This window comes from Halosimplex halophilum, assembly GCF_004698125.1.
GTDB classification, from domain to species: Archaea; Halobacteriota; Halobacteria; order Halobacteriales; family Haloarculaceae; genus Halosimplex; species Halosimplex halophilum.
Genome location: NZ_ML214298.1, coordinates 507,689 through 527,997 on the forward strand (window position 1 = coordinate 507,689; position 20,309 = coordinate 527,997).

Genomic DNA, 20,309 nt, shown 5'->3' on the forward strand with positions numbered 1-20,309 from the left:
GACGGGTTCCGGGTCAGCGCGCGTACAGGGCCGATCCCACCAGCCCGGGCAGGTGCACGTCGTCGTCGGTCGTCACCGCCAGGTACGGCCGCTCGACGGGGCCGAACACGTCGACCACCCGGCCCAGGTCCTCGAGGTTCTCGTCGACGACCGGCGTGCCGATGTCGACGTGGTCGGCGTCCGGCGCGCGGACGACCGCGAGGTGCTGGGCGATCCGGACGACCTCGCCGACGCGTCTCACCGCGATCCCCCCACCGCGGTCACTCCCGGATGACGCCGAGGTAGGCGGCGACGGCCCCCAGCAGGTCGGTCTTGCTCGCGTCGTCGGCGTCCTTGACGAGGACGCGCCCGCGGGGTTCGTACTCCCGGGGGTAGGTCTTCTCGCGCTCGATGACGGCGTCGTAGCCCACCTGCTGGACGGCCTGTGCGATCTCGTCGACCGTCGGCTCCGGCACGGCGAGGTCCTCCGAGACCCGACGCCCCTCGCTGCGCGTGCAGGTGGCGTCGAGCGCCGCCGGCCAGATGACGTTCTCGACCATACCCGTCGGTGAGCACCCGGCTACGTAAGGGTCTTTCCGGTCGCCGCGAACGAGTCGTGTGATGGGGATCGCCTGTGACTGCTTCAGGAGTAGCGTGCTCGACCGCAGCTGAACGGGATCCCGCCACCGCGAACAGCGTGAAAGCCCCGACGCGCTCGACTCGGGGGCTTCGCTGCGCTCCTCGGGCTTCGCCCTGCGGTGCTTGCGTCAGCCACCGTCGTCGAGCGCGTCGCCCCTTTCATTCCCACCCGCGTAGACTGACCATCCGGTTGGCACGGCCGGGGCTTTCACGCTGTCTGCGGTTGCGGTGGTTCACCCGCTAGTCGCACCGATCCTTCGCGTCACCTGCATGCCGTCGAAAAATCGGAAGCGGTGTCGAACCGTTACCGGCGGCGAGCGACGAGCGCGCCGGCAAGCAGGGCGACGAGCGCCGTCGCCGCGCCGAAGCCGGCGCCGTCGCCGCTGGCGGTCGTCTCGACGGGCGAGGCCGCGCCGTCCTCGGATTCGGCGGTCGGGGTCGCGGTCTCGTCCATCGACGACGTGGCCGTCGCGTCACCGCCGTCCATCGCGGCGGTCGCCGTCGCGGTCGGCGTCGGCGTCGCACACGTCGCGGGCTCGGGCGTCTCCACGGCCGAGAAGTCGATGCTCTCGTAGGCCTCGGGGTGGAGCGCCTGCGCGATCGTCTTCAGTGCCTCGACGTTCTTCGGCCCGTTCTGGGTCATGAAGTTCCGGTTCACGCGGACGACGTTGCCCTCCTGGACGGCCGTGGTCTCGTTGAACGTCGGGGTCTTCGGGACCGAGCCGAACTGGCCGTTCTGGACGATCCACTCGGGGTCGCGCTCGGTGATGATCTCGTTGCTGAGCGTGCCGTAGTTGTTGCTGGTGTTGATCTCGCCGGCGGCGATGTTGTCCCCGCCCGCCGCGGCGACGATCTGGCCGACGAACGTCTCCTCGCCCGCGGTCCAGCCGCCGCCGAGGTGGAAGAACACGCGGGGGTTGTCCTCGCCGCTCACCGCGTCGCGAACGGCCTGCACCTCGCCCTGCATCCGGGCGCTGACCTGGCCGGCGGTCTCGTAGTTCCCGGTCAGCTGGCCGTACAGTTCGACCTTCTGGTACACGTCCTCCAGGGAGGCCGCGTCTTCGAACTTGTAGACCGTCAGGCCGCTGGAGCGCAGCGTCTCGACGGTCTCGTTGGGGACGACGTTCGGCGCGAGCACCAGGTCGGGCTCGGCGCCGACCACGGCCTCGGTGATGACCGACCCGTCGTCGTTGACCACGTCGGTCTTGCCCTCGGTGTCGTTCAGGTAGTCGATGTAGTAGTCCTGCGGGATGGCGACCGTCTCCTCGTCGGCCCCGATGCTCCAGAGGATCTGGGCGGCGCTCGGCGCAAGCCCGACCAGCCGGTCGGGGTCCTCGTCGATCTCTACCTCCGTTCCCGTCGCGTCGGTGACGGTCATCGGATACGTGCAGTGGGTGTCCGCGAGCGAACTCCCGCTCGCGGCGCCCGCACCCGATGCACCCGCGGCGGCGCCGGCGCCGGCGGCGGCGGGCACCGCGCCCACCGCCGCCAGCACGACCAGCGCCGCACCGACGACTGCCGTCGCGTCTCTCATGGCGTCCGGCGGTGCGGGCCTTTGCAATAAATATTTACCTACTGCAACCAGACTTGAGGGCAGCATGGCAGTCCGGACGCGGACCGCGGGGTGGTCGGCGGGACTGGCCGGACTGTTGGTGGCCGTCGCGCTCGTCAGCGCCACCGTCGGCCCGGTGAGCGTCCCGCTCCCGACCGTCGCGAGGGCCGCGCTCAACGCCGTCGGCGTCCCGACGGGCGTCTCCGTCGGCAGCGGCACGGTCGCGCTGTTCGGCGCCACGGCCACGGTCCCGATCCCGGACCCCTCCTACACCTACCTGTTCTCGTTCCCGGTCGACTCGACCAGCGAGACGATCGTCCGGCGGATCCGCCTGCCGCGGATCGCGCTGGCGGCGACCGTCGGCTTCTCGCTGGCCGCCGCGGGGGCCGTGATGCAGGGCTTCTTCCGCAACCCGATGGCCGACCCCTCGATCATCGGCGTCTCCTCGGGCGCCGCCGTCGGCGCCGTCGCGACCATCGCCCTCTCCTTCTCGGGACCGTACGCCCTCCAGACGGCCGCGTTCGTCGGGGCCGTCGTCAGCGCGTTCGTCGTCTACCTCATCGCCACGGAGGGCGGGCGGACGCCGACGGCGACGCTCCTGTTGGCGGGCGTCGCGGTCCAGACGCTGCTCGGCGCGGTCGTCTCCTATCTCCTCCTGCGGGCCGGCGAGAGCCTCGAACAGGCGCTGTACTGGCTGATGGGCGGGCTGCTCCGCAACGCCGTCTGGACCGACGTGGCCGTCACCGTCCCCGTCGCGGCGGCCTGCTTCGGCCTCCTGGTCGCCTACGGCCGTGACCTGAACGTCCTCCTGCTCGGCGAGGCCGACGCCCACACGCTGGGCATCGAGGTCGAGCGCACCAAGCGGGTCCTGCTGGCGGTCTCCAGCGTCCTCACGGCGGCGGCCGTTGCGGTCGCCGGCGCCATCGGCTTCGTCGGCCTCGTCGTCCCGCACATGATGCGGCTGCTCGTCGGCCCGGACCACCGGATCCTGTTGCCGACGAGCGCCGTCGCCGGCGGCGCCTTCCTCGTCGCCACGGACACAGTCGCCCGCTCGGGGGGCGTCGAGGTCCCCGTCGGCATCGTCACCGCCGCGCTGGGCGCGCCCTTCTTCCTCTATCTCCTCCGGACCCGGGAGGTGCACTCGCTGTGACGCCCGACCTGCCGGACGCGCTGGACGGCCTCGTCGGCGGCGAGGAGGGCGACCGGTCGAGAGACGAGTCCACACCGGCCGCCGACCCGGCGGCGGCCGCCGACGGCCCGCTCCTCGAAGTCGAGGACGTGTCGCTGTCCTACGGCGACCTGTCGGTCCTCTCCGGGGTGTCGCTGTCGGTCGCGTCGGGCGAGTTCGTCGGGCTCGTCGGCCCGAACGGCGCCGGCAAGACCACGCTCCTGAAGGCGATCAACGGCGTGCTCGCGCCGGATTCGGGGCGGGTCCGGGTCGGCGGGGAGACGGTCGCCGACCTCTCCTCGCGGGCGGCGAGCCGGCTGGTCGCGACGGTCCCCCAGGACACGACGGTCGCCTTCGACTTCGCCGCCGAGGACATCGTCGAGATGGGGCGGACGCCCTATCACGGGCGGTTCAGCGGCGACCCCGACGCCGCCGAAGCGGTCGACCGCGCGCTCGAACGGACCGACACCGAGCGCTTCCGCGACCGGTCGGTCGCCTCGCTCAGCGGCGGCGAGCGCCAGCGCGTCGTGCTCGCCCGCGCGCTGGCACAGGAGACGCCCGCCTTAGTCCTCGACGAGCCGACGGCGAGCCTCGACGTGAACCACCAGGTCCGGACGCTGGAACTCGTCGCCGACCTCGTCGACGCGGAGGGCAAGGCGGCGCTGGCGGCGATCCACGACCTCGACCTGGCGGCTCGCTTCTGCGACCGGCTGGCCGTCCTCGCCGACGGCGACCTGCTGGCGGTCGGGCCGCCCGAGGACGTGCTGACCGCCGAGAACGTGGGGGCCGCCTTCGACACCGACGCCGCCGTCCTGTCGAACCCCGTAACCGGGACGCCGGCGGTGACGGCGCTGCCGGAGCCGGGCGAGCTGGACCGGCGGGTGCACGTCCTCGGGACCGGCCCGCGGACCGCCCGCGTGGTCTCGGCGCTCGCGACCGCCGGCGCGACGGTGACCGTCGGCGCCCTTCCGCCCGGCGACGTGGCCGCCGAGACGGCCCGCGAACTCGCGGCGGAGGCGGTGACCGCGCCCCCCTTCGACGGGCTCGACGGCGCGGCGGCGGCCGCGACCCGCGACTGCCTGGCGGCGGCCGACGCGGTCGTGGTCGTCGAGCCGCTGCCCGACGCGCTCCGGGCGCTCGCCCGCGACCGCGACCCGGTGGTCCGCGTCGCGGCCGACGACGACCCCGCGAGCGCGACGGCCGAACTCGGCGGTCCGGGACGGGCGACGGGGACCGGACGCGAGGAGGGCGCCCGCTCCGACGGCGTGGCCGGGCGCGACGGGCGACCCGGCGATGTCGGCGAGCGCGACGACGGGGCGACGCCTGTCGGTCGTAGCGGGGGGGTCGACGGCGACCGGTCGCCCGTCGAGGCCGCCGCGCGGGCGACCCCGGAGACGGTCGCGGCCGGCGTCCGGCGCGCGCTCGACCGGTCCGTCTCGGCCGACGACTGAGTGGCGGGGAGGGCTCCCCGACCGCCGGGGCGACCGACAACCGAGGCGGCGGGCGGCCGTCGCGGCCGGTCACCGAGGCGGCGGGCGGCCGTCGCGGCCGGTCACCGAGGCGGCGGGCGGCCGTGGCCGCCGACCGCCGGTCGCCGGAGCGGGGACGGCGGCCGTGCGCCCCCGTCTCGTGGACACAACAGTTAATGGGGGCCGTACAGACTCCCGACTATGGTGGACGTAGACGTGAACAAGCCGACGCTGCTGGTCGCGGGGGGCGGCGCGGTCGCGCTGGTCGTCGTCGCGGTGCTCGTCGGCGCCGCCTTGAGCCAGCCGAACGCGCCGGTGACGGGGGAGCCGGACACGGCGACGGCCGTCGAGGCGACGGACCTGCCGACGCTGGCCCCGACGACGACCGGGACGGCGGCCGCCGGGACGGGGACGGCGACGGCGGCGGCCACGCCGACCGCGACGCCGACGCCGTATCCGACGCTCACGCCGACGCCCACGCCGACGCCCACGCCGACCGCGACGCCCGCGCTGACGGACATCCCCGCCGAGGCGTTCGACGAGCGGGAGATCGAGCGGCTGGTCGGGGAGTACATCAACGAGCGCCGGGCGGCGGCGGGGCTGGACCCGCTCGACAACGAGGGCAAGGGGGTCGACCGGCTCACCGAGATGGCCAGGGGACACAGCGTCCGGATGGCCGACATCGGCGAGACGATCCACCGGATCGACGGCGTGACCAGCGTCGAGCGCTACCGCGAGCACGAGCTCTACGACCGCTGCAAGTGGTCGTCGCCGGACGGCACCACGCTCCGGACCGCCGACGGCAACGCCCTGGAGGCGGTCGGGCGGACCGTCGCCGGCGAGCCCTACTACGACAACGGGACACGCGAGTTCAACGGCAACGAGACCGCCGTCGCTCGGGCCGTCGTCGACGCGTGGTGGAAGACGGACACCTACCGACCGCGGCTGACCTACCCGAACGCCGACGAGGTCGGCGTCGGCGTCGAGATCACCCGGCGCAACGACGTGTTCGTCACCGCGAACGTCTGCTGAGCGGGAACCGTCCACAGCCCCGGGTCCGTCGACCGTCGACGGGGAACCCGGGCAGTCCGGGAGTCACGGAGCGGGCGGCGAGAACGGGAGTCACTCGGCGTGGCGGCTGATCTCGTTGAACGCGGCCTGGAAGTCGTCGAACTCGGCGAGCGCGTCGTCCATCTCGTCGCGCAGCCGGTCGGCGCGCTCGCGGAGCCCGGCGACCTCGTCGCTGTCGTCGAGTTCCGCCTCCGTCTTCTCGGCCTCCAGCAGGGCGATCTTCGAGGTGACCTCCAGGTACTCGGTGAGGCGGTCGTCGTAGCGGCTGGCGGTGAGCTGCTGCTCGATGGCGGCGACCAGGTCGTCCTTCTGGACGGGCTTGCAGAGGTAGTCGTCGAACGGCATGTCGACGATGTCGAAGTCGGGGTCGACCGCGGTGATCATGACGACCCGGGTGTCCAGGCCCCGGTCGCGGATCGCCGACAGCACCTCGTCGCCCGACACCTGGGGCATCCGCCGGTCGAGCAGGACCACGTCGACCGACTCGTCGACGGCTTCCAGGGCCTCCTCGCCGCCGTAGGCCGTCTCGGTGTCGTACTCGTCGCGGAGGCGCAGCGCGTACACGTCGGCGACCTCGGCCTCGTCGTCGACGATGAGCACCCGCGGCTCGGTACTCGTCTCGTTCACGGCCCGATCTGATGCGGCGATCCTATGTAAGTGCGTGGGTGCCGGCCAACGGGCACCGATCGTCAGGCGGTCTGTCGCCCGTCCGCGGGGACGAACTGGTTCGGGCGGCCGCCCGAACTCGCGGTCGACGAGCGCCGGTCGCCCGAGGCCGGCACGGGCGACGCCGTCGGCGTGCGGTTCGGCCCCGGTAGGGTGGACCAAACACAATCCCTTTGCCGGTACCCTCCCAAGAGCGGGTAATGTCGAGGTGCGACGAGTGCGGCAAGCAGGAGAACATGCCGTACCAGTGTCGCCACTGCGGCGGCACGTTCTGTGCGGAACACCGCCTCCCCGAGAACCACGGCTGTCCGGGGCTGGACAACTGGGAAGACCCAGGCGGGGTCTTCGACAGCGGCTTCGACGACAGCGTCGCCACCGACTCGGAGAGCGGCGGCCTGAGCGACCGCCTGGGGATCGACACCGGCCCCGGCGGCCCGCTGGCGTACTTCCGCGGGAACATGACCTACGCCTTCCTCGGGCTGATGTGGATCACCTTCCTGCTCCAGCACGTCGTCCTCCTGTTCGGGCCCGCCGGGCTCCACGAGGCCATCTTCGTCCTCTCGCCCGCCAACCCCGAGTACGTCTGGACCTGGTTCACGTCGGTCTTCGCCCACGCGCCGGGACGGCTGGGCCACATCGGGATCAACAGCATCGTGATCTACTTCTTCGGCCGGCTCGTCGAGGACTACGTCGGGTCCCGCGACTTCGCGGTCCTGTTCCTCGGGAGCGGCGCGCTCGCCGGCCTCGGCCAGGTCGGCTTCCAGATCTACCAGTACGGCGGGATCCCCCAGCCGGGCGTCGCCGCGGGCGTGCTCGGCGCCAGCGGCGCGGGCCTGGCCATCATGGCCGTGCTCACCGTCCTCAACCCCAACCTCACGGTGTACCTGTACTTCCTGCTCCCGGTGCCGCTGTGGCTGCTGACCGTCGGCTACACCGGCTACACCGTCTTCCTGATCCTGTCGACCGGCATCGGCGCCGGCGGCACCGCACAGCTCGCCCACCTCCTCGGGCTCGGGATCGGCCTGCTGTACGGCCAGCACGTCAAGGGCCGCCACCGGATCCCCGACCAGCTGCAGTTCGGCGCCGGCGGCCGCGGCCCCGGCGGTCCGGGTGGCCCCGGCGGCCGCGGCCCGTTCTGATGGGGGTCGTCCCGATGGAGGCCCGCTGATGGAGGTCGTCCGCCCCGAGTTCGTCCCCGACGCCTCGCTCTCCCGGGAAGACATGGAGGCGCTCCAGCGCGAGATCGCCGGGAGCGCCGTCTTCGAAGACGACCTCCCGTTCGACGCCGCGAGCGTCTGCGGCGGGGACGCCGCGACCGAGGCCGACCAGACCAGTCTCGCCGACGCGGGGGAGAGCGGCGAACCGGCGGCGGCGGATCCGCCGCTGGTCGCCGGCGTCGACCAGGCGTTCGTCGACGACCACGCCGTCAGCGCTATCGTCCTCCTGCGAGACGGCGAGGTGGTCGAGCGCGTCCACGCCGTCGAACCCGTCGAGATCCCCTACATCCCGGGCCTGCTGAGCTTCCGGGAGGGGAGGGCCATTCTCTCGGCGTTCGCGGCGCTGGAACGGGACCCCGACGTCGCCCTCGTGGACGGCAGCGGCCGCATCCACTTCCGGGAGGCCGGCATCGCGACCCACATTGGGGTCACGCTCGACCTGCCCACCGTGGGCGTCGCGAAGAACCTGCTCTGTGGCACCCCACGGGAGTCGCTCGACCGGAAGCTCCCCCAGGGGGCCCGCGTCGCCATCGAGGCCGACGCGGACGTGGAGACCGCCGAGCCCGGGACGCACATCGGCGACGCCGTCCAGACTCGCCAGTTCGAGAACTCGGATCGGTACGTCAACCCCCTCGTCGTCAGCCCCGGCCACCGCGTGAGCGCCGACACCGCAGCGGACATCGTGCTCGCCTGTGCGGCGGGGTACAAGCTGCCCGAGCCGACCCGGCTGGCCGACAGTTACGCCGACGAAGTGAAGGCCGAAGTCCGCGAGCAACTGGAGTAGCGCGCTCGGTCACTCCCCGCCGAGCGTCGCGGCGAGCAGGAACGTCTCCGAGCGGGTCGCCCGGAAGTCGACAGTGAATCCGGCCGCCTCGAACGCCGCGGCGGCGTGGTCGGCGTCGTAGCGCTCTCCGGGCGGCGGGCCGCGCTCGCCCGGACCCTCGGCGGTCCAGTCGACGACTGCGACGCGGCCGCCCGGTCGGAGGACGCGGGCGAGTTCCTCGACCGCCTCGCTCGGGAGTTCGTGGTAGGTCATCGTCGCGAACGCGCCGTCCAGCGCGCCGTCGTCGAACGGCAGGTCGTCGGCGCCGCTCGTGACGAGTTCGACGTTCTCCGGGACGCCCTTCTCGCGGTAGCGGTCGTGCATCGCCGCCTGCACGTCGAGGGCGTAGACCGTGCCCGCGTGAGGCGCCACGTCGTCGGTGAAAAAGCCCGTGCCGCTGCCCACGTCGACGACCGCGTCGTCGGGACCGGGGTCGAGCGCCCAGAGCAGCTCCTCCGCCGAGCAGTTGCGATATCGGCGCGCGGCGTCCTCCAGTCGGTCGGCGTCGGCCGCGGGGAAGGTGTGGTGACCCATCGCCTCGGAGTAGCGGTCCTGCGGTGATATAGCTCCCGTCCCGTTGCAGCGATGGTGATCGGCCTCCGTGTGGGCGTCTCGGCTGTTTTTGACCGCTCCGGATCGATACGAGGGTGATTGGATGTGGCCGCAGGTGACTGTGGGTGCTGAAAGCCCTCGGCCCGCTCGCTAGCAGTGACCGCAACCGCAGGAAACAGTGAGCGTTGAAAGCCCTCGGCGCGCTCGCGGTCGCTGAGCGGGATATCCGCGCTCTCCGCACCGCCCGCTCACGGCACAGCCGTTCGCTTCGAGGCGCTGCGCGCCTCGCACCGCGCGGATAGTGCCCGCTCAGGCGACTAAACTGGACGCGAGCGCGCCTCGCCCTTTCAGTCCACCGGGAGAGCAAGCTCTCCCGAGCCCGCGCTCACACGTTCGCGCGGACGCCAGGAACAGCACGGCACCGCACCCGCCCCGCACAGCACCGCAGACGGCCACGGACCTCCCCAGCCGATTCGCTCCTGCCGTCGCTCATCCACCGTCGGAGCACGCTCCGACGAGCCTTCGTTCACACAGTTCACGAAGACCTCGCGCGGCTGCGTCGCGCGCACGAGAGCGCACGACGGCGCGCGCCGACCGCATTCGGCTGCCAAACACCGTCTGATGGCGGACCCCCACCCTTAACCCTCGCTCCGGCGAACCCGGACCCATGGCGGATATCCTCGTCTACGGTTCGTACGGCTACACCGGGCGGCTGATCGTCGAGGAGGCGACCGACCGGGGGCTGGACGTGGTCGTCGGCGGCCGCGACCGCAACGCCGTCGAGAACCAGGCGATCCGGCAGGGCTGCGAGGAGCGCGTGTTCGCGCTGGACGAGCCGCGGCTGCTCGACCTGGCCTTGGAGGAGGTCGAGGCGGTCGTCCACTGCGCGGGACCGTTCGCGGAGACGGCCGAGCCGGTGGTCGAAGGCTGCCTGCGGACCGGCACCCACTACCTCGACATCACCGGGGAGATCGAGGTGTTCGAGCGACTCGCCGCCGCGGACGAACAGGCCGAAGAGGCGGGGATCACGGTCCTGCCCGGCGTCGGCTTCGACGTTGTCCCCACCGACTGCCTGGCGGCCCACCTCGCCGAGCGGCTGCCCGACGCCGACCGCCTCGCGCTCGGGTTCGAGGCGTCGGGCGGGGTCTCTCCGGGCACCGCGAAGACTGCCCTCCGCGGACTCGGCGAGGGCGGCGCTGTCCGGCGGAACGGGTGCATCGAATCGGTGCCCATCGGGAGCGAGACGCGGCGGATCGACTTCGGCCGGGGCGAGCGGACCGCGATGGCGATCCCCTGGGGCGACGTGTCGACCGCCTACCACACGACCGGGATCGGGAACGTCGCCGTCTACACCGCCGTCCCGTCGTGGGCTCCGCGTGCGGCCCGGGCCGCCGGACTGTTCGGGCCCCTCGCGGGTTCCGGGGCGGTCCAGTCGCTGCTGGAACGGGTCGTCGAGGCCCGCGTCGACGGCCCCGACGAGCGCGAGCGCCGCGAGGGCGAGAGCTACGTCTGGGGCGAGGTCGAGACCGCCGACGGGAAGCGGGCGGTCTCCCGGCTCGTCGCGCCCGAGACGTACCGGCTGACGAAGTTGACGGCCGTGGCGATCGCCGAGCGGGTCGCCGCGGGTGAGGCGCCGGCCGGGTTCCGGACGCCCGCCGGCGCCTTCGGCCCGGACCTGATCCTCGACGTCGAGGGCGTCGAGCGGACGGACGAACCCGTCATCGAAGCGGGCGACACGACCGGCGGTCCGGACTGACTACCCCCCGTCGTCGGCCGCGTTCCCGTCCGCCGGGGGTTCGCCGTCGGTCGCGTCGCCGTCGGCCGGTCCCTCGCCGCCGGTTGCCCTCACGTCCTCGCTCCCGTTGCCGCCGTAGTGTTCCCGTTCGACGCGCTCGTCGAACAGCCGCGCGAGCAGCCGCGTCATCGGACCGACGCTCACGTCGATGCCGTCGACGCTCGTGACGGGGCGGACCTCCCAGGTGGAGTTGGTGAGGAAGACCTCGTCGGCGTCGCGCAGGTCGTCGAGCGTGTACCGGCTCGTCCGCACCGAGAACCCCTCCGACTCGGCCAGGTCCGTCACGACCGACCGCGTCACGCCGGGGAGGATCGGCAGGTCGGCGCTGGGGGTCTTCAGCGTCCCGCCGTCGACGAAAAAGAGGTTGCTCGCCGCGCCCTCGGCGAGGTAGTCGTCGGTCGTCCGCATCACGGCCTCGTCGGCGGCGAACTCCTCGGTCGCCGCCCGCCGGAGTTCCAGGCGGGCGAGGATCCCCGGGAGGTAGTTGTGTGTCTTCGCGTCGGCCGGGAACGACTCGGCGGGCGGGCGGCGCGTCCGGACGGTCTGGACGGTCGCCGGTTCGTCCCAGACGGGGTCGCCCTCGACGCCGCCGCGGCCCAGCGGCGCGACGTAGACGACGACCGTCGGGTCCACGTCGGGGTCGGGCGTGAGCTTCCCCGGCTGGACCCCCCGGGTCACCGACACCTTGCAGTACGCCTCGTCGAGGTCGTTGGCGGTCAGCGTCTCCGCCACCCGCTCGCGGAGGTCGTCGGGGACGGCGTCGGCGAACCCGAGCGTCTCGGCGGTCCGCCGGAGCCGGTCGCGGTGGGCCGCCCACTCGAAGGGCTCGCCGCCGTAGACCCGCAGCGTCTCGAAGGCACCGTCGCCGTACATGAACCCCCGGTCGCGGACCGAGACGGTCGCCTCGTCGGCCGGCACGAGGTCGCCGTTCACGTGGTAGGTGAGGGGGTCGTCGGCCCCACCATCAGACCCGTCGTCGCTCACAGCGATCCCTCCAGGCTCATGCGGCAGAACGTCTCTATCATCTGCTTGCCGTGTTCGGTGAGGATGCTCTCGGGGTGGAACTGGACGCCGACGTGGGGCCGTTCGCGGTGGCGGACGGCCATCAACACGTCGGCTTCGTCGTCGGTGTGGGCCGACTCTTCGAGCACGTCCGGCAGGTCCGCGCGCTCGACGGCCAGCGAGTGGTACCGGCCGACCTCGAAGCGGTCGGGCAGCGCCCGGAAGACGCCGCGGCCGTCGTGGCCGACGGTGGAGGGCTTGCCGTGGACGACCGCCTCGGCGTGGCCGACGGGCGCGCCGGCGACCGCACACAGCGCCTGGTGGCCCAGGCAGACCCCGAGCGTGGGGTAGTCCAGGTCGCGGAAGATCGGCATCGAGACGCCCGCCTCCTGGGGGGTGCCGGGACCGGGCGAGACCACGATAGCGTCGGGGTCAATCTCGCGGATCCCGGCCGCGTCGACGGCGTCGTTGCGGCGGACGACCACCTCGCCGCCGGTGACCTCGGGGAGCCAGTCGGCGGTCGTGACGACCTCGCCGACGTACTGGACGAGGTTGTAGGAAAACGAGTCGTAGTTGTCGACGACGAGGACAGTCACGTCCGACCGGCGGTCGACGGCGGTCGCGTCGGCGGCGAGGCGGTCGCCGCCGGCGGTGGCGTCGGGGTCGACGGACGGGACGCTCCCGACGCCGGGCGCGGACGGCTCAGTCATGGTCCTCCACCGTGAAGGCGGCGCGGTCGCCCAGCGCTTCGTCGACGGCGGTCACGAGCGCCCGGCCCTTGTCGAGCGTCTCCTCGAACTCCCGGTCGGGCACCGAGTCGTGGACGATCCCGGCGCCGACCCGGAGGTGGTACTCCTCGCCGTAGCGCACCAGGGTCCGGATCACGATGTTCAGCGTCGCGCGGCCGTCGAACCCGAAGATCCCGACGCTCCCGGTGTAGGGGCCCCGCCGGGTCGCCTCCACCTCGTCGATGATCTCCATGGTCCGGGGCTTGGGCGCGCCGGTGATGGTGCCGCCGGGGAAGACCGCCGCGACGGCGTCGCCGAGGTCGAACTCGGGGCGCAGGCGGCCCTCGACGAGCGAGACGAGGTGCATCACCTCGGAGTAGCGGTCGACGCGGCGGTACTCGGTGACCTCGACGCTCCCGTACTCGCTGACCTTCCCCAGGTCGTTGCGCTCCAGGTCGACCAGCATCGCGTGCTCGGCGCGCTCCTTCTCGTCGCTCGTCAGGTCCTCCGCGAGGAACTCGTCCTCCTCGCCGGTCTCGCCGCGCGGGCGCGTGCCGGCGATTGGCTCGGTGAGCAGGCGGTCGCCTTCACGCTCCAGCAGGAGCTCGGGGCTGGCGCTCACCAGGTCGACGCCGGGGAACTCCAGCAGGGCGGAGTAGGGGGCGGGGTTGACGGCCCGCAGTGCGTCGAAGGCGGCGACCGGGTGGACCGCGGCGGGGGCGGTGAGCCGCTGGGAGACGTTGGCCTGGAAGGTGTCGCCGTCGCGGATGTACTCTTTGACCCGGCGCACGCGGTCGGCGAAGGCCGCCCGACCGCAGTCGCTCTCGAAGCGGGCCTCGTCGGCCGCGACCGGCGGGTCCCCTACCTCGGGGTCGCCCTCGACGGCCGCCCGGGCGAGGTCGAGCGCCCGCTCGCGGCCGCGGTCGTAGGGGTCGGCGGCCGTCTCGGAGGCCCCGCTGTCGTCGGTGTCGTCACCGCCGACCGCGTCGCCGTCGGCGCCATCGACCCGCGGGCAGGCGGTGACCCGGAGCGTCGTCTCCTCGCCCTCGCGGGGTTCCTCCCAGGCCGCGACCCGGTCGTAGACGCCGACCTGCAGCCGCGGCAGTTCGCGGTCGCGGTCGGCGGAGTCGGGCAGGGCCTCCAGTTCGCGGGCCACGTCGTAGGAGAGCCAGCCGACGGCGCCGCAGGGGTAGGGCACGTCGCAGTCCCCGCGGACCAGCGACTCGGCGGCGAGCCGATCCACGAGCGCGTCGACGCTCGGTGACTCGCCTGCGGGGGCGCCGGCGGCCTCGTCGGCGGTGACCGTGACGCGGTCGACGGGGTCGACGCCGAAGTACCCCCAGCCGGACTGGCCGCCGGTCGTTTCGAGGTGGAACCCGCCGGGGCCGTCGCGGGCGCGGCGGTAGGCGTCGAACGGGTCGGCGACGGTCACGCGGACCTCGACGGGGACGCGGGCGCCGGCCGGCGCCGACGCCGCGGCGCGCTCGAAGGCGGCCCGCTCGGTCACGACCCTCGGCATTACTACGGGAGAAGCACGGGGGAGATAACCGGTTTTCGGTCCCCGCAAGGGGAGCGGTCAGTAGAGTTTCGCCTGTTCGACCCAGTTCTCGACGCGCGACTCGGCGATGTCGGTCTCCTCGGCCAGCGCCGCGGGGTCGGACTCGGCCAGGTCGCCGACGCCGTCGACGCCCGCCTCGCGCAGGCGCTCGCCGTAGGCCGGCCCGATGCCCTTGATGTCCTCCAGCTCCGCGTCGGGCGCGGGGTCGGTCGGCGCCTCGGTCGACGAGTCGTCGGCCGCGGCGGCGTCCGCGTCGCCGGTTTCGGCGGCGTCCGACTCCTCGGCCTCGACGGTTTCGCCCTCGGCTTCGGTGGCCTCCGTGTCGGCTTCGGCCTCAGTGTCGGTGGCCTCCGTGTCGCCGTCGTCCTCGGCCTCGGTCTCCGCCTCGTCGGTCGAGCCGGTCGGTCCGGTCGGCGAGTCGGTCGCGGTGTCGGTCCCTTTGACCGCGTCCTCGCTGGCGGTCGCGGGTTCGTGCTCGACGGTCACGTCGACGCCGTCGCCGGCAGCCCCGTCGCCCGCGCCGGGGTCGTCGCCCGGCGACGGGCCGTCGGTGGCGGACGCTGCCGGCTGGGAAGTCGAAGAGGACGCGCCCAGCCCGAGTGCAGACTTGATACGCTCGATGAGCCCCATGGGGAGCAATAGCGGACCCCATCACTTAACGTCTTTCTGCACTCGCTGGAGGGACAGGACCGGTCGTTTCCGCCGACGGCTCGGCGGTCGTCCGGGGCGTCGGCCGCCGCGAGAGCGCCCCGAACGGGCTCCCGAGCCGCCCGTCGCGGCTCAGAGCCGGTCGCGCAGCGCCTCGTTCATCGCGTCGACCGGCGCCTCGCGGCCGGTCCACCGCTCGAACGCCGCGACGCCCTGATAGAGGAGCATCCAGGCGCCGTCGACGGTGGTCGCGCCGGCGTCGGCGGCGTCCCGAAGGAGTCGCGTCTCCAGCGGCCGGTAGACGGCGTCGAGCACGCCCAGGTCGCCGTGCAGCGCGCCGGCCGGGACCGGCGTCTCGTCGGCCTCCATCCCGACGCTGGTCGCGTTGACCAGTACGTCGGCGTCGGCCAGCAGCTCGGGGAGGGCGTCGAGGCCGTGGCCCGTCGCGTCGGCGTCCACTCCGTCCGGAGCGGTCGCGTCTTCGGCGGCCCCGTCCGCGTCCGTCCCTTCGCCTCGCACGTCCGCGGCCAGGCCGCGGGCCTTCGACTCGGTGCGGTTGGCGACCCGGACGGTCATCCCCTCGTCGGCGAGGCCGAACGCGACCGCGCGGCCGGCGCCGCCGGCGCCGACGACGACGGCCGTCCCCGACAGGTCCACGTCGTGGGCCCGCAGCGCCCGCGTGGCCCCGACGGCGTCGGTGTTGTGGCCCGTGATCCGGTCGCCCGAGAAGTCGACGGTGTTGACCGCGCCGATGCGGCGGGCGAGCGAGTCCGGTTCGACGGCCGCCAGGGCGTCCTGCTTGAACGGGATCGTGACGTTCAGCCCGGCGACGCCGAGGTCGGCGGCGCCCTCGACCGCCGCGGCGGCGCCGTCTCTCGGCGGTTCGAACGTGACGTAGCGGGCGTCGACGTCGAGCGCCTCGTAGCCCGCCTCGTGCATCGGCGGGGACAGCGAGTGGCCCACCGGGTTGCCGATGAGTCCGTAGACGTCCATACCGACCCCAGCGGGGCCGCCGACATAACGTGTTCCGTCTCGGCCCGCCGCGGACAACGGGGGCCGGGACCGCGATGGACCGGCGACGCGACCCGTCCCGGCTCGTCCGGCCCGGGCCGCGGGGGGCGACCGGGGCCGCGAGGACTGGCGGGCGCGGGATTCGCAACTGTTTCAAGCGGAGGTGTCGTGGCCCGATACAGTGAGTCGCCTCAGTCATCCGCTGGTGCAGGTCGCCGGCGCCCTCGCCCTGACGGCCGGGTGGGTCGCGGCCGTCCTCACCGGCACGGACCTGGGCACCGTCCCGACCGTCGCCGTCAGCGGCGTGGCCGTCCTCGGCGCCTCGTTCCTGCTCGCGTGGGGCGCCGAGACCGCCGAGAAGGACGTGCCGCGGGCGTTCGCCATCGCCGTCCTGGCGGTGCTGGCGGTCGCCCCCGAGTACGCGGTCGACGCGCTGTACGCCTGGAGCGCCGGGTCGGGCGGCGCGACGACCGCCGCCTGCGCCGACCTCTCTACCGCCGCCGTCGAGGCCGGCGAGACCGAACTCGCGCGGGCCTGCCACGACGCCAACCTCGCGGTCGCGAACATGACCGGCGCCAACCGCATCCTCATCGGCATCGGCTGGGCCGGCATCGCCGTCTTCACCGTCTACCGGGCCGCCAAGACCCGCGACCCCGCGGTCCGCGACCGCGAGGGGTGGCTGGCCGACGCCGTCAAACTCGACCGGAGCATCGCCACGGAGGTCGCCTTCCTCTTCCTCGCGACGCTGTGGGCCTTCTTCGTCCCCCTCGGCGGCGGCATCGACGCGCTCGACACCGCCCTGCTCGTCGGCCTCTACGTCACCTACATCCTCATCATCATCCGCGGCGACGTGGACGCCGAGGAGGAACACGTCGGCGTCCCCCAGTACTTCCAGTCGTGGTCGCTCCCCTGGCGCCCGATGGTCGTCCTCGCCCTGTTCGGCTACTCCGGCGCGATGATCTTCTCGGCCGTCGAGCCGTTCGCCCACGGTCTCGAACAGATCGGCATCAACAACGGCATCCCCGAGTTCTTCATGATCCAGTGGATCGCGCCGCTGGCCTCCGAGAGCCCGGAGCTCATCGTCGTGGTCGTCCTCGTGAACAAGGCCCGCTCGACCGCCGGGTTCAACGCGCTGATCTCCTCGAAGCTCAACCAGTGGACGCTGCTCATCGGGACGCTGTCGGTCGTCTTCTCGCTGGCCTACGGCCAGTACGGCGTGCTCCCGTTCGACCAGAAGCAGGCCGCCGAGATCTGGATCACCGCCGCCCAGAGCTACTTCGCGCTGGCGGTGCTGGTCGACTTCGAGATCAGCGTCCGCGAGGCGCTGACCATCTTCGTCCTGTTCATCTCGCAGGTGGCCCTGGAGTTCGTCATCATCCGCGACCTGTTCGCGGTGCCGGTGTCGTCCTACGAACTCCTGCTGGTCTACACGGCCGCCTACGCGCTCATCGGGACTGCGCTGTTCGCCCTCCGCCGGGAGGCGCTGAAACGGATGCTCGGACTGGCCGCCGACGCCGGCCGCACGGCGCTCGGCCGCGAGCCCGTCCACCCGGAGTTCGCCGACTGAGATGCTCGCCGTCGCCGTCTCCCGGGACGACTCCGCCTCGGTCCACATCGGGAAGCGCCTGCGTGCCGTCACCGACTGGACGGAGCACACCGACGGCTCCCGCCCCGACGCCGCGGGCGGCGGGACCGTCTACCGCACCGGCTCGGTCGAACTGCGGGAGTTCGACGACCTGCACCTGGAACTCGACGGCGTCGCCGACGCGTTCGGCCGCGTCGACGGCGCAGAGGGCCGGACAGAACCGGACCTGCTCGTCTTCGCCTCCCGCCACGCCGGCGAGACGGGGCCGCTGCTGACCGCCCACCACACCGGCAACTTCGGCCCCGCCGAGTACGGCGGCGAACCCGGCGCGTTCGCCCGTGCCTGCCCGAACGCCCACCGGCGCGTCCTCGCGGCCCTGCGCGAGCACGCCCCCGAGGGTTACGAGGTCGGGATGGAGGCGACCCACCACGGCCCGACCGACGTGGGCGTCCCCTCGATGTTCGTCGAGGTCGGCAGCGACGAACCGCAGTGGGACGACCCCGACGCGGCCGAGGCGGTCGCCCGCGCCATCCTCGCGCTCCGGGAGACCGACCCGGACGCCCCCGACGAGGACGGCACTCGTCGGCACCTCGTCGGGTTCGGCGGCGGCCACTACGCCCCCCGCTTCGAGCGGATCCTCGCCGAGACCGACTGGGCGGTCGGCCATATCGCCCCCGACTGGGGGCTCGACGCGATGGGCGACCCCGAGCGCAACCGCGACGTGGTCCGCCGCGCCTTCGAGGCGAGCGCCGCCGACTACGCCGTCGTCGAGGGCGACCGCCCCGCCCTCGAAGGAGTGGTCGACGACTTGGGTTACCGCGCCGTGAGCGAGACCTGGGTCCGCGAGACGACCGGCGTCCCGCTGGATCTGGTGGCCGCCGTCGAGGACCGACTGGGGAGCGTCGAGGCGGGCGTCCGGTTCGGCGAGCGCGCGGCCGGCTACGAGGGGGACCCGGACGACGGGAGCCTGGAGACGGTCGCCCTCCCCGACGACCTGCTCGCCGAGGCCCAGGGGATCGACCACGAGGCGGCCCGCGAGGCCGTCGAACGGGCGACGGTCGCCTTCGAGACGACAGAGAGCGGCACCCGCGCCGAGGGCCGGGCGCTCGTCGACGCCGACCGCGACGGGGCGGCGCTGGTCGACGAACTCGCCGCCGTCCTCGAAGCGACGTACGAGACCGTCGAGCGCGCCGACGGCGCGGTCGTCGCCCGGGAGTCGGCGTTCGACCCCGAACGCGCCCGCACGCTCGGCGTCCCCGACGGGCCGAAGCTCGGCAGGCTCGCCGAGGGCGAACCCGTGACCGTCGACGGCGAGGAGATCGACCCCGCGGTGGTCCACGTCGAGCGCGAGCGCCGCTTCCCGGTCGAGGACCCCTCGGGGTAGCCCCCGCTCGCCGGCCGCGCCCCGTTCCGATCCCGCAACCACCGCGCACGTATCCGATCCGCAGTCGAAACGCATCCGGCGCGCGCCCCGCCGCCCCACCGTTTCACCTGGAGATCGGCCGAGACGCCCGTCCGCGGGAGTAAGGGTGGCTTACACGGGCGAACACCGAAGTACGGGCGTGCTACCGAGCGTCAGTCAGGCGTCTGACGCGCGGGAGAAGCTTAATAAATGTTGCCCAGCAACGGAAACTTAAATATGGACTCTATAATCGACGACGCGATCGACGAGGCCGAGGCCGAGCGGGAGGAGGCGGCCGAGCAGGAGCCCCGGGAACCGCAGGATACGGGGGGTTCGACGGGGACGGACGAGATGTCCACCTCGGGGCAGATGTCCGACGAGGAACTGGCCGACGTGGTCAAGGATCTGGAGACGAAGATCACCGTCGTCGGCTGCGGGGGGGCCGGCGGCAACACCGTCACCCGGATGATGGAGGAGGGGATCCACGGGGCGAAGCTCGTCGCCGCCAACACGGACGCCCAGCACCTCGCCGACGAGGTCAAGGCCGACACGAAGATCCTCATCGGCCGCAAGCGCACCGGCGGTCGCGGCGCCGGCTCCGTCCCGAAGATCGGCGAGGAGGCCGCCCAGGAGAACCTCGAAGACATCCAGCAGTCCATCGACGGCTCCGACATGGTGTTCGTCACCGCCGGCCTCGGCGGCGGCACGGGGACCGGGTCGGCCCCCGTGGTCGCCCAGGCCGCCCAGGACCAGGGCGCGCTCACCATCTCCATCGTCACCATCCCCTTCACCGCGGAAGGTGAGCGTCGTCGCGCCAACGCCGACGCCGGTCTGGAGCGACTGCGAGCGGTCTCGGACACCGTCATCGTCGTCCCGAACGACCGCCTGCTCGACTACGCGCCGTCGATGCCCCTGCAGGACGCGTTCAAGATCTGCGACCGCGTCCTGATGCGCTCGGTGAAGGGCATGACCGAGCTGATAACCAAGCCCGGCCTCGTCAACGTCGACTTCGCCGACGTTCGCACCATCATGGAGAACGGCGGCGTCGCCATGATCGGCCTCGGCGAGTCCGACTCCGAGAACAAGGCCCAGGACTCCATCCGCTCGGCGCTGCGCTCGCCGCTGCTGGACGTGGAGTTCGACGGCGCCAACTCCGCCCTGGTCAACGTCGTCGGCGGCCCCGACATGTCCATCGAGGAGGCCGAGGGCGTCGTCGAGGAGATCTACGACCGCATCGACCCCGACGCCCGCATCATCTGGGGCGCGAGCGTCAACCAGCAGTTCGAGGGCAAGATGGAGACGATGATCGTGGTGACGGGCGTCGAGAGCCCCCAGATCTACGGCAAGAGCGAAGCCGAGCAGGAACGCGCCTCCAAGGAACTCGGCGACGACATCGACTACGTCGAGTAATCCGTTCCGGATCCTCCGGGGTCTCTCCTCTCGT

At 72.7% G+C, this 20,309-nt stretch carries 19 protein-coding genes; 9 read left to right on the forward strand and 10 right to left on the reverse strand.

Annotated elements, in window-relative coordinates; all coding sequences use genetic code 11:
* Positions 1 to 13: 13 nt before the first annotated feature.
* The 3 genes from E3328_RS13555 to E3328_RS13565 all read right to left on the reverse strand — a co-directional run bounded on the left by E3328_RS13555 (position 14) and on the right by E3328_RS13565 (position 2,152).
* Complete coding sequence (locus E3328_RS13555) at positions 14 to 241, reverse strand: H/ACA ribonucleoprotein complex subunit GAR1 (RefSeq protein WP_135365168.1); 228 nt, start codon at positions 239 to 241, stop codon at positions 14 to 16.
* Between the two features lie 19 nt (positions 242 to 260).
* Entirely contained in the window at positions 261 to 539 is a 279-nt protein-coding gene (srp19, locus tag E3328_RS13560) for a signal recognition particle subunit SRP19 (protein WP_135365169.1), read from the reverse strand.
* Positions 540 to 922: 383 nt separating this feature from the next.
* Entirely contained in the window at positions 923 to 2,152 is a 1,230-nt protein-coding gene (locus E3328_RS13565) for a PGF-CTERM-anchored ABC transporter substrate-binding protein (protein ID WP_135365170.1), read from the reverse strand.
* 64 nt (positions 2,153 to 2,216) lie between these two features.
* Here E3328_RS13565 and btuC point away from each other — a divergent pair, with 64 nt between their 5' ends.
* The 3 genes from btuC to E3328_RS13580 all read left to right on the forward strand — a co-directional run bounded on the left by btuC (position 2,217) and on the right by E3328_RS13580 (position 5,839).
* Positions 2,217 to 3,320 (forward strand): vitamin B12 ABC transporter permease BtuC, encoded by a 1,104-nt coding sequence (gene btuC / locus E3328_RS13570; protein WP_135365171.1) that lies wholly within the window; start codon positions 2,217 to 2,219, stop codon positions 3,318 to 3,320.
* The gene (locus E3328_RS13575; protein WP_135365172.1) at positions 3,317 to 4,789 is read left to right on the forward strand and encodes an ATP-binding cassette domain-containing protein; all 1,473 of its coding nucleotides are present in this window, start codon (positions 3,317 to 3,319) and stop codon (positions 4,787 to 4,789) included. Before btuC ends, E3328_RS13575 begins: the two co-directional genes overlap by 4 nt.
* Positions 4,790 to 5,008: 219 nt before the next feature.
* Positions 5,009 to 5,839 (forward strand): CAP domain-containing protein, encoded by an 831-nt coding sequence (locus E3328_RS13580; RefSeq protein ID WP_135365173.1) that lies wholly within the window; start codon positions 5,009 to 5,011, stop codon positions 5,837 to 5,839.
* Between the two features lie 90 nt (positions 5,840 to 5,929).
* Here E3328_RS13580 and E3328_RS13585 read toward each other — a convergent pair whose 3' ends face one another.
* The gene (locus E3328_RS13585; protein WP_135365174.1) at positions 5,930 to 6,505 is read right to left on the reverse strand and encodes a response regulator; all 576 of its coding nucleotides are present in this window, start codon (positions 6,503 to 6,505) and stop codon (positions 5,930 to 5,932) included.
* A 239-nt stretch (positions 6,506 to 6,744) separates the two neighbouring features.
* Between E3328_RS13585 and E3328_RS13590 the strand changes: the two genes are divergently transcribed.
* On the forward strand, positions 6,745 to 7,683 hold the full coding sequence (locus E3328_RS13590) for a rhomboid family intramembrane serine protease (RefSeq protein ID WP_135365175.1): 939 nt from the start codon (positions 6,745 to 6,747) through the stop codon (positions 7,681 to 7,683).
* Between the two features lie 28 nt (positions 7,684 to 7,711).
* Complete coding sequence (locus tag E3328_RS13595) at positions 7,712 to 8,545, forward strand: endonuclease V (protein ID WP_135365176.1); 834 nt, start codon at positions 7,712 to 7,714, stop codon at positions 8,543 to 8,545.
* A 9-nt stretch (positions 8,546 to 8,554) separates the two neighbouring features.
* Here the strand turns inward: E3328_RS13595 and E3328_RS13600 are convergent, their stop codons facing one another.
* Positions 8,555 to 9,118 carry a class I SAM-dependent methyltransferase gene (locus tag E3328_RS13600; RefSeq protein ID WP_135365177.1) on the reverse strand — a complete coding sequence of 188 codons (564 nt, stop codon included), beginning with the start codon at positions 9,116 to 9,118 and terminating at the stop codon, positions 8,555 to 8,557.
* A 685-nt stretch (positions 9,119 to 9,803) separates the two neighbouring features.
* Between E3328_RS13600 and E3328_RS13605 the strand changes: the two genes are divergently transcribed.
* Positions 9,804 to 10,892 (forward strand): saccharopine dehydrogenase family protein, encoded by a 1,089-nt coding sequence (locus E3328_RS13605; protein ID WP_135365178.1) that lies wholly within the window; start codon positions 9,804 to 9,806, stop codon positions 10,890 to 10,892.
* Here the strand turns inward: E3328_RS13605 and E3328_RS13610 are convergent, their stop codons facing one another.
* The 5 genes from E3328_RS13610 to aroE form a co-directional block, all read right to left on the reverse strand.
* Positions 10,893 to 11,915: an aminotransferase class IV gene (locus E3328_RS13610; protein WP_135365179.1), complete on the reverse strand. Its 1,023-nt coding sequence runs from the start codon at positions 11,913 to 11,915 to the stop codon at positions 10,893 to 10,895. It abuts the gene before it with no gap.
* On the reverse strand, positions 11,912 to 12,643 hold the full coding sequence (locus E3328_RS13615; protein ID WP_135365180.1) for an anthranilate synthase component II: 732 nt from the start codon (positions 12,641 to 12,643) through the stop codon (positions 11,912 to 11,914). The genes E3328_RS13610 and E3328_RS13615 overlap by 4 nt, the downstream gene beginning before the upstream one ends.
* The gene (locus tag E3328_RS13620) at positions 12,636 to 14,180 is read right to left on the reverse strand and encodes an anthranilate synthase component I family protein (protein ID WP_135365181.1); all 1,545 of its coding nucleotides are present in this window, start codon (positions 14,178 to 14,180) and stop codon (positions 12,636 to 12,638) included. The genes E3328_RS13615 and E3328_RS13620 overlap by 8 nt, the downstream gene beginning before the upstream one ends.
* Before the next feature lie 57 nt (positions 14,181 to 14,237).
* Complete coding sequence (locus E3328_RS13625) at positions 14,238 to 14,849, reverse strand: helix-hairpin-helix domain-containing protein (protein WP_135365182.1); 612 nt, start codon at positions 14,847 to 14,849, stop codon at positions 14,238 to 14,240.
* A gap of 150 nt (positions 14,850 to 14,999) precedes the next feature.
* Positions 15,000 to 15,860, reverse strand: coding sequence for a shikimate dehydrogenase (aroE, locus tag E3328_RS13630; RefSeq protein WP_135365183.1), 861 nt, complete (start codon positions 15,858 to 15,860; stop codon positions 15,000 to 15,002).
* 223 nt (positions 15,861 to 16,083) lie between these two features.
* Between aroE and E3328_RS13635 the strand changes: the two genes are divergently transcribed.
* The 3 genes from E3328_RS13635 (at position 16,084) to ftsZ (ending at position 20,275) form a co-directional block, all read left to right on the forward strand.
* The gene (locus E3328_RS13635; RefSeq protein ID WP_135365731.1) at positions 16,084 to 17,445 is read left to right on the forward strand and encodes a sodium:calcium antiporter; all 1,362 of its coding nucleotides are present in this window, start codon (positions 16,084 to 16,086) and stop codon (positions 17,443 to 17,445) included.
* A gap of 1 nt (position 17,446) precedes the next feature.
* A complete protein-coding gene (locus tag E3328_RS13640) occupies positions 17,447 to 18,847 on the forward strand; it encodes a D-aminoacyl-tRNA deacylase (protein ID WP_135365184.1) in 1,401 nt (466 codons plus the stop codon).
* A gap of 255 nt (positions 18,848 to 19,102) precedes the next feature.
* The gene (gene ftsZ / locus E3328_RS13645; protein ID WP_135365185.1) at positions 19,103 to 20,275 is read left to right on the forward strand and encodes a cell division protein FtsZ; all 1,173 of its coding nucleotides are present in this window, start codon (positions 19,103 to 19,105) and stop codon (positions 20,273 to 20,275) included.
* The last annotated feature ends 34 nt before the right edge of the window (positions 20,276 to 20,309 follow it).

Excerpts from the sequence above, each read along its gene's own strand:
- srp19 (WP_135365169.1), bottom strand. The coding sequence starts at position 539 with ATGGTCGAGAACGTCATCTGGCCGGCGGCGCTCGACGCCACCTGCACG.
- E3328_RS13565 (WP_135365170.1), bottom strand. The coding sequence starts at position 2,152 with ATGAGAGACGCGACGGCAGTCGTCGGTGCGGCGCTGGTCGTGCTGGCG.
- btuC (WP_135365171.1), top strand. The coding sequence starts at position 2,217 with ATGGCAGTCCGGACGCGGACCGCGGGGTGGTCGGCGGGACTGGCCGGA.
- E3328_RS13580 (WP_135365173.1), top strand. The coding sequence starts at position 5,009 with ATGGTGGACGTAGACGTGAACAAGCCGACGCTGCTGGTCGCGGGGGGC.
- E3328_RS13590 (WP_135365175.1), top strand. The coding sequence starts at position 6,745 with ATGTCGAGGTGCGACGAGTGCGGCAAGCAGGAGAACATGCCGTACCAG.
- E3328_RS13595 (WP_135365176.1), top strand. The coding sequence starts at position 7,712 with ATGGAGGTCGTCCGCCCCGAGTTCGTCCCCGACGCCTCGCTCTCCCGG.
- E3328_RS13600 (WP_135365177.1), bottom strand. The coding sequence starts at position 9,118 with ATGGGTCACCACACCTTCCCCGCGGCCGACGCCGACCGACTGGAGGAC.
- E3328_RS13605 (WP_135365178.1), top strand. The coding sequence starts at position 9,804 with ATGGCGGATATCCTCGTCTACGGTTCGTACGGCTACACCGGGCGGCTG.
- E3328_RS13615 (WP_135365180.1), bottom strand. The coding sequence starts at position 12,643 with ATGACTGAGCCGTCCGCGCCCGGCGTCGGGAGCGTCCCGTCCGTCGAC.
- E3328_RS13620 (WP_135365181.1), bottom strand. The coding sequence starts at position 14,180 with ATGCCGAGGGTCGTGACCGAGCGGGCCGCCTTCGAGCGCGCCGCGGCG.
- E3328_RS13625 (WP_135365182.1), bottom strand. The coding sequence starts at position 14,849 with ATGGGGCTCATCGAGCGTATCAAGTCTGCACTCGGGCTGGGCGCGTCC.
- aroE (WP_135365183.1), bottom strand. The coding sequence starts at position 15,860 with ATGGACGTCTACGGACTCATCGGCAACCCGGTGGGCCACTCGCTGTCC.
- E3328_RS13640 (WP_135365184.1), top strand. The coding sequence starts at position 17,447 with ATGCTCGCCGTCGCCGTCTCCCGGGACGACTCCGCCTCGGTCCACATC.
- ftsZ (WP_135365185.1), top strand. The coding sequence starts at position 19,103 with ATGGACTCTATAATCGACGACGCGATCGACGAGGCCGAGGCCGAGCGG.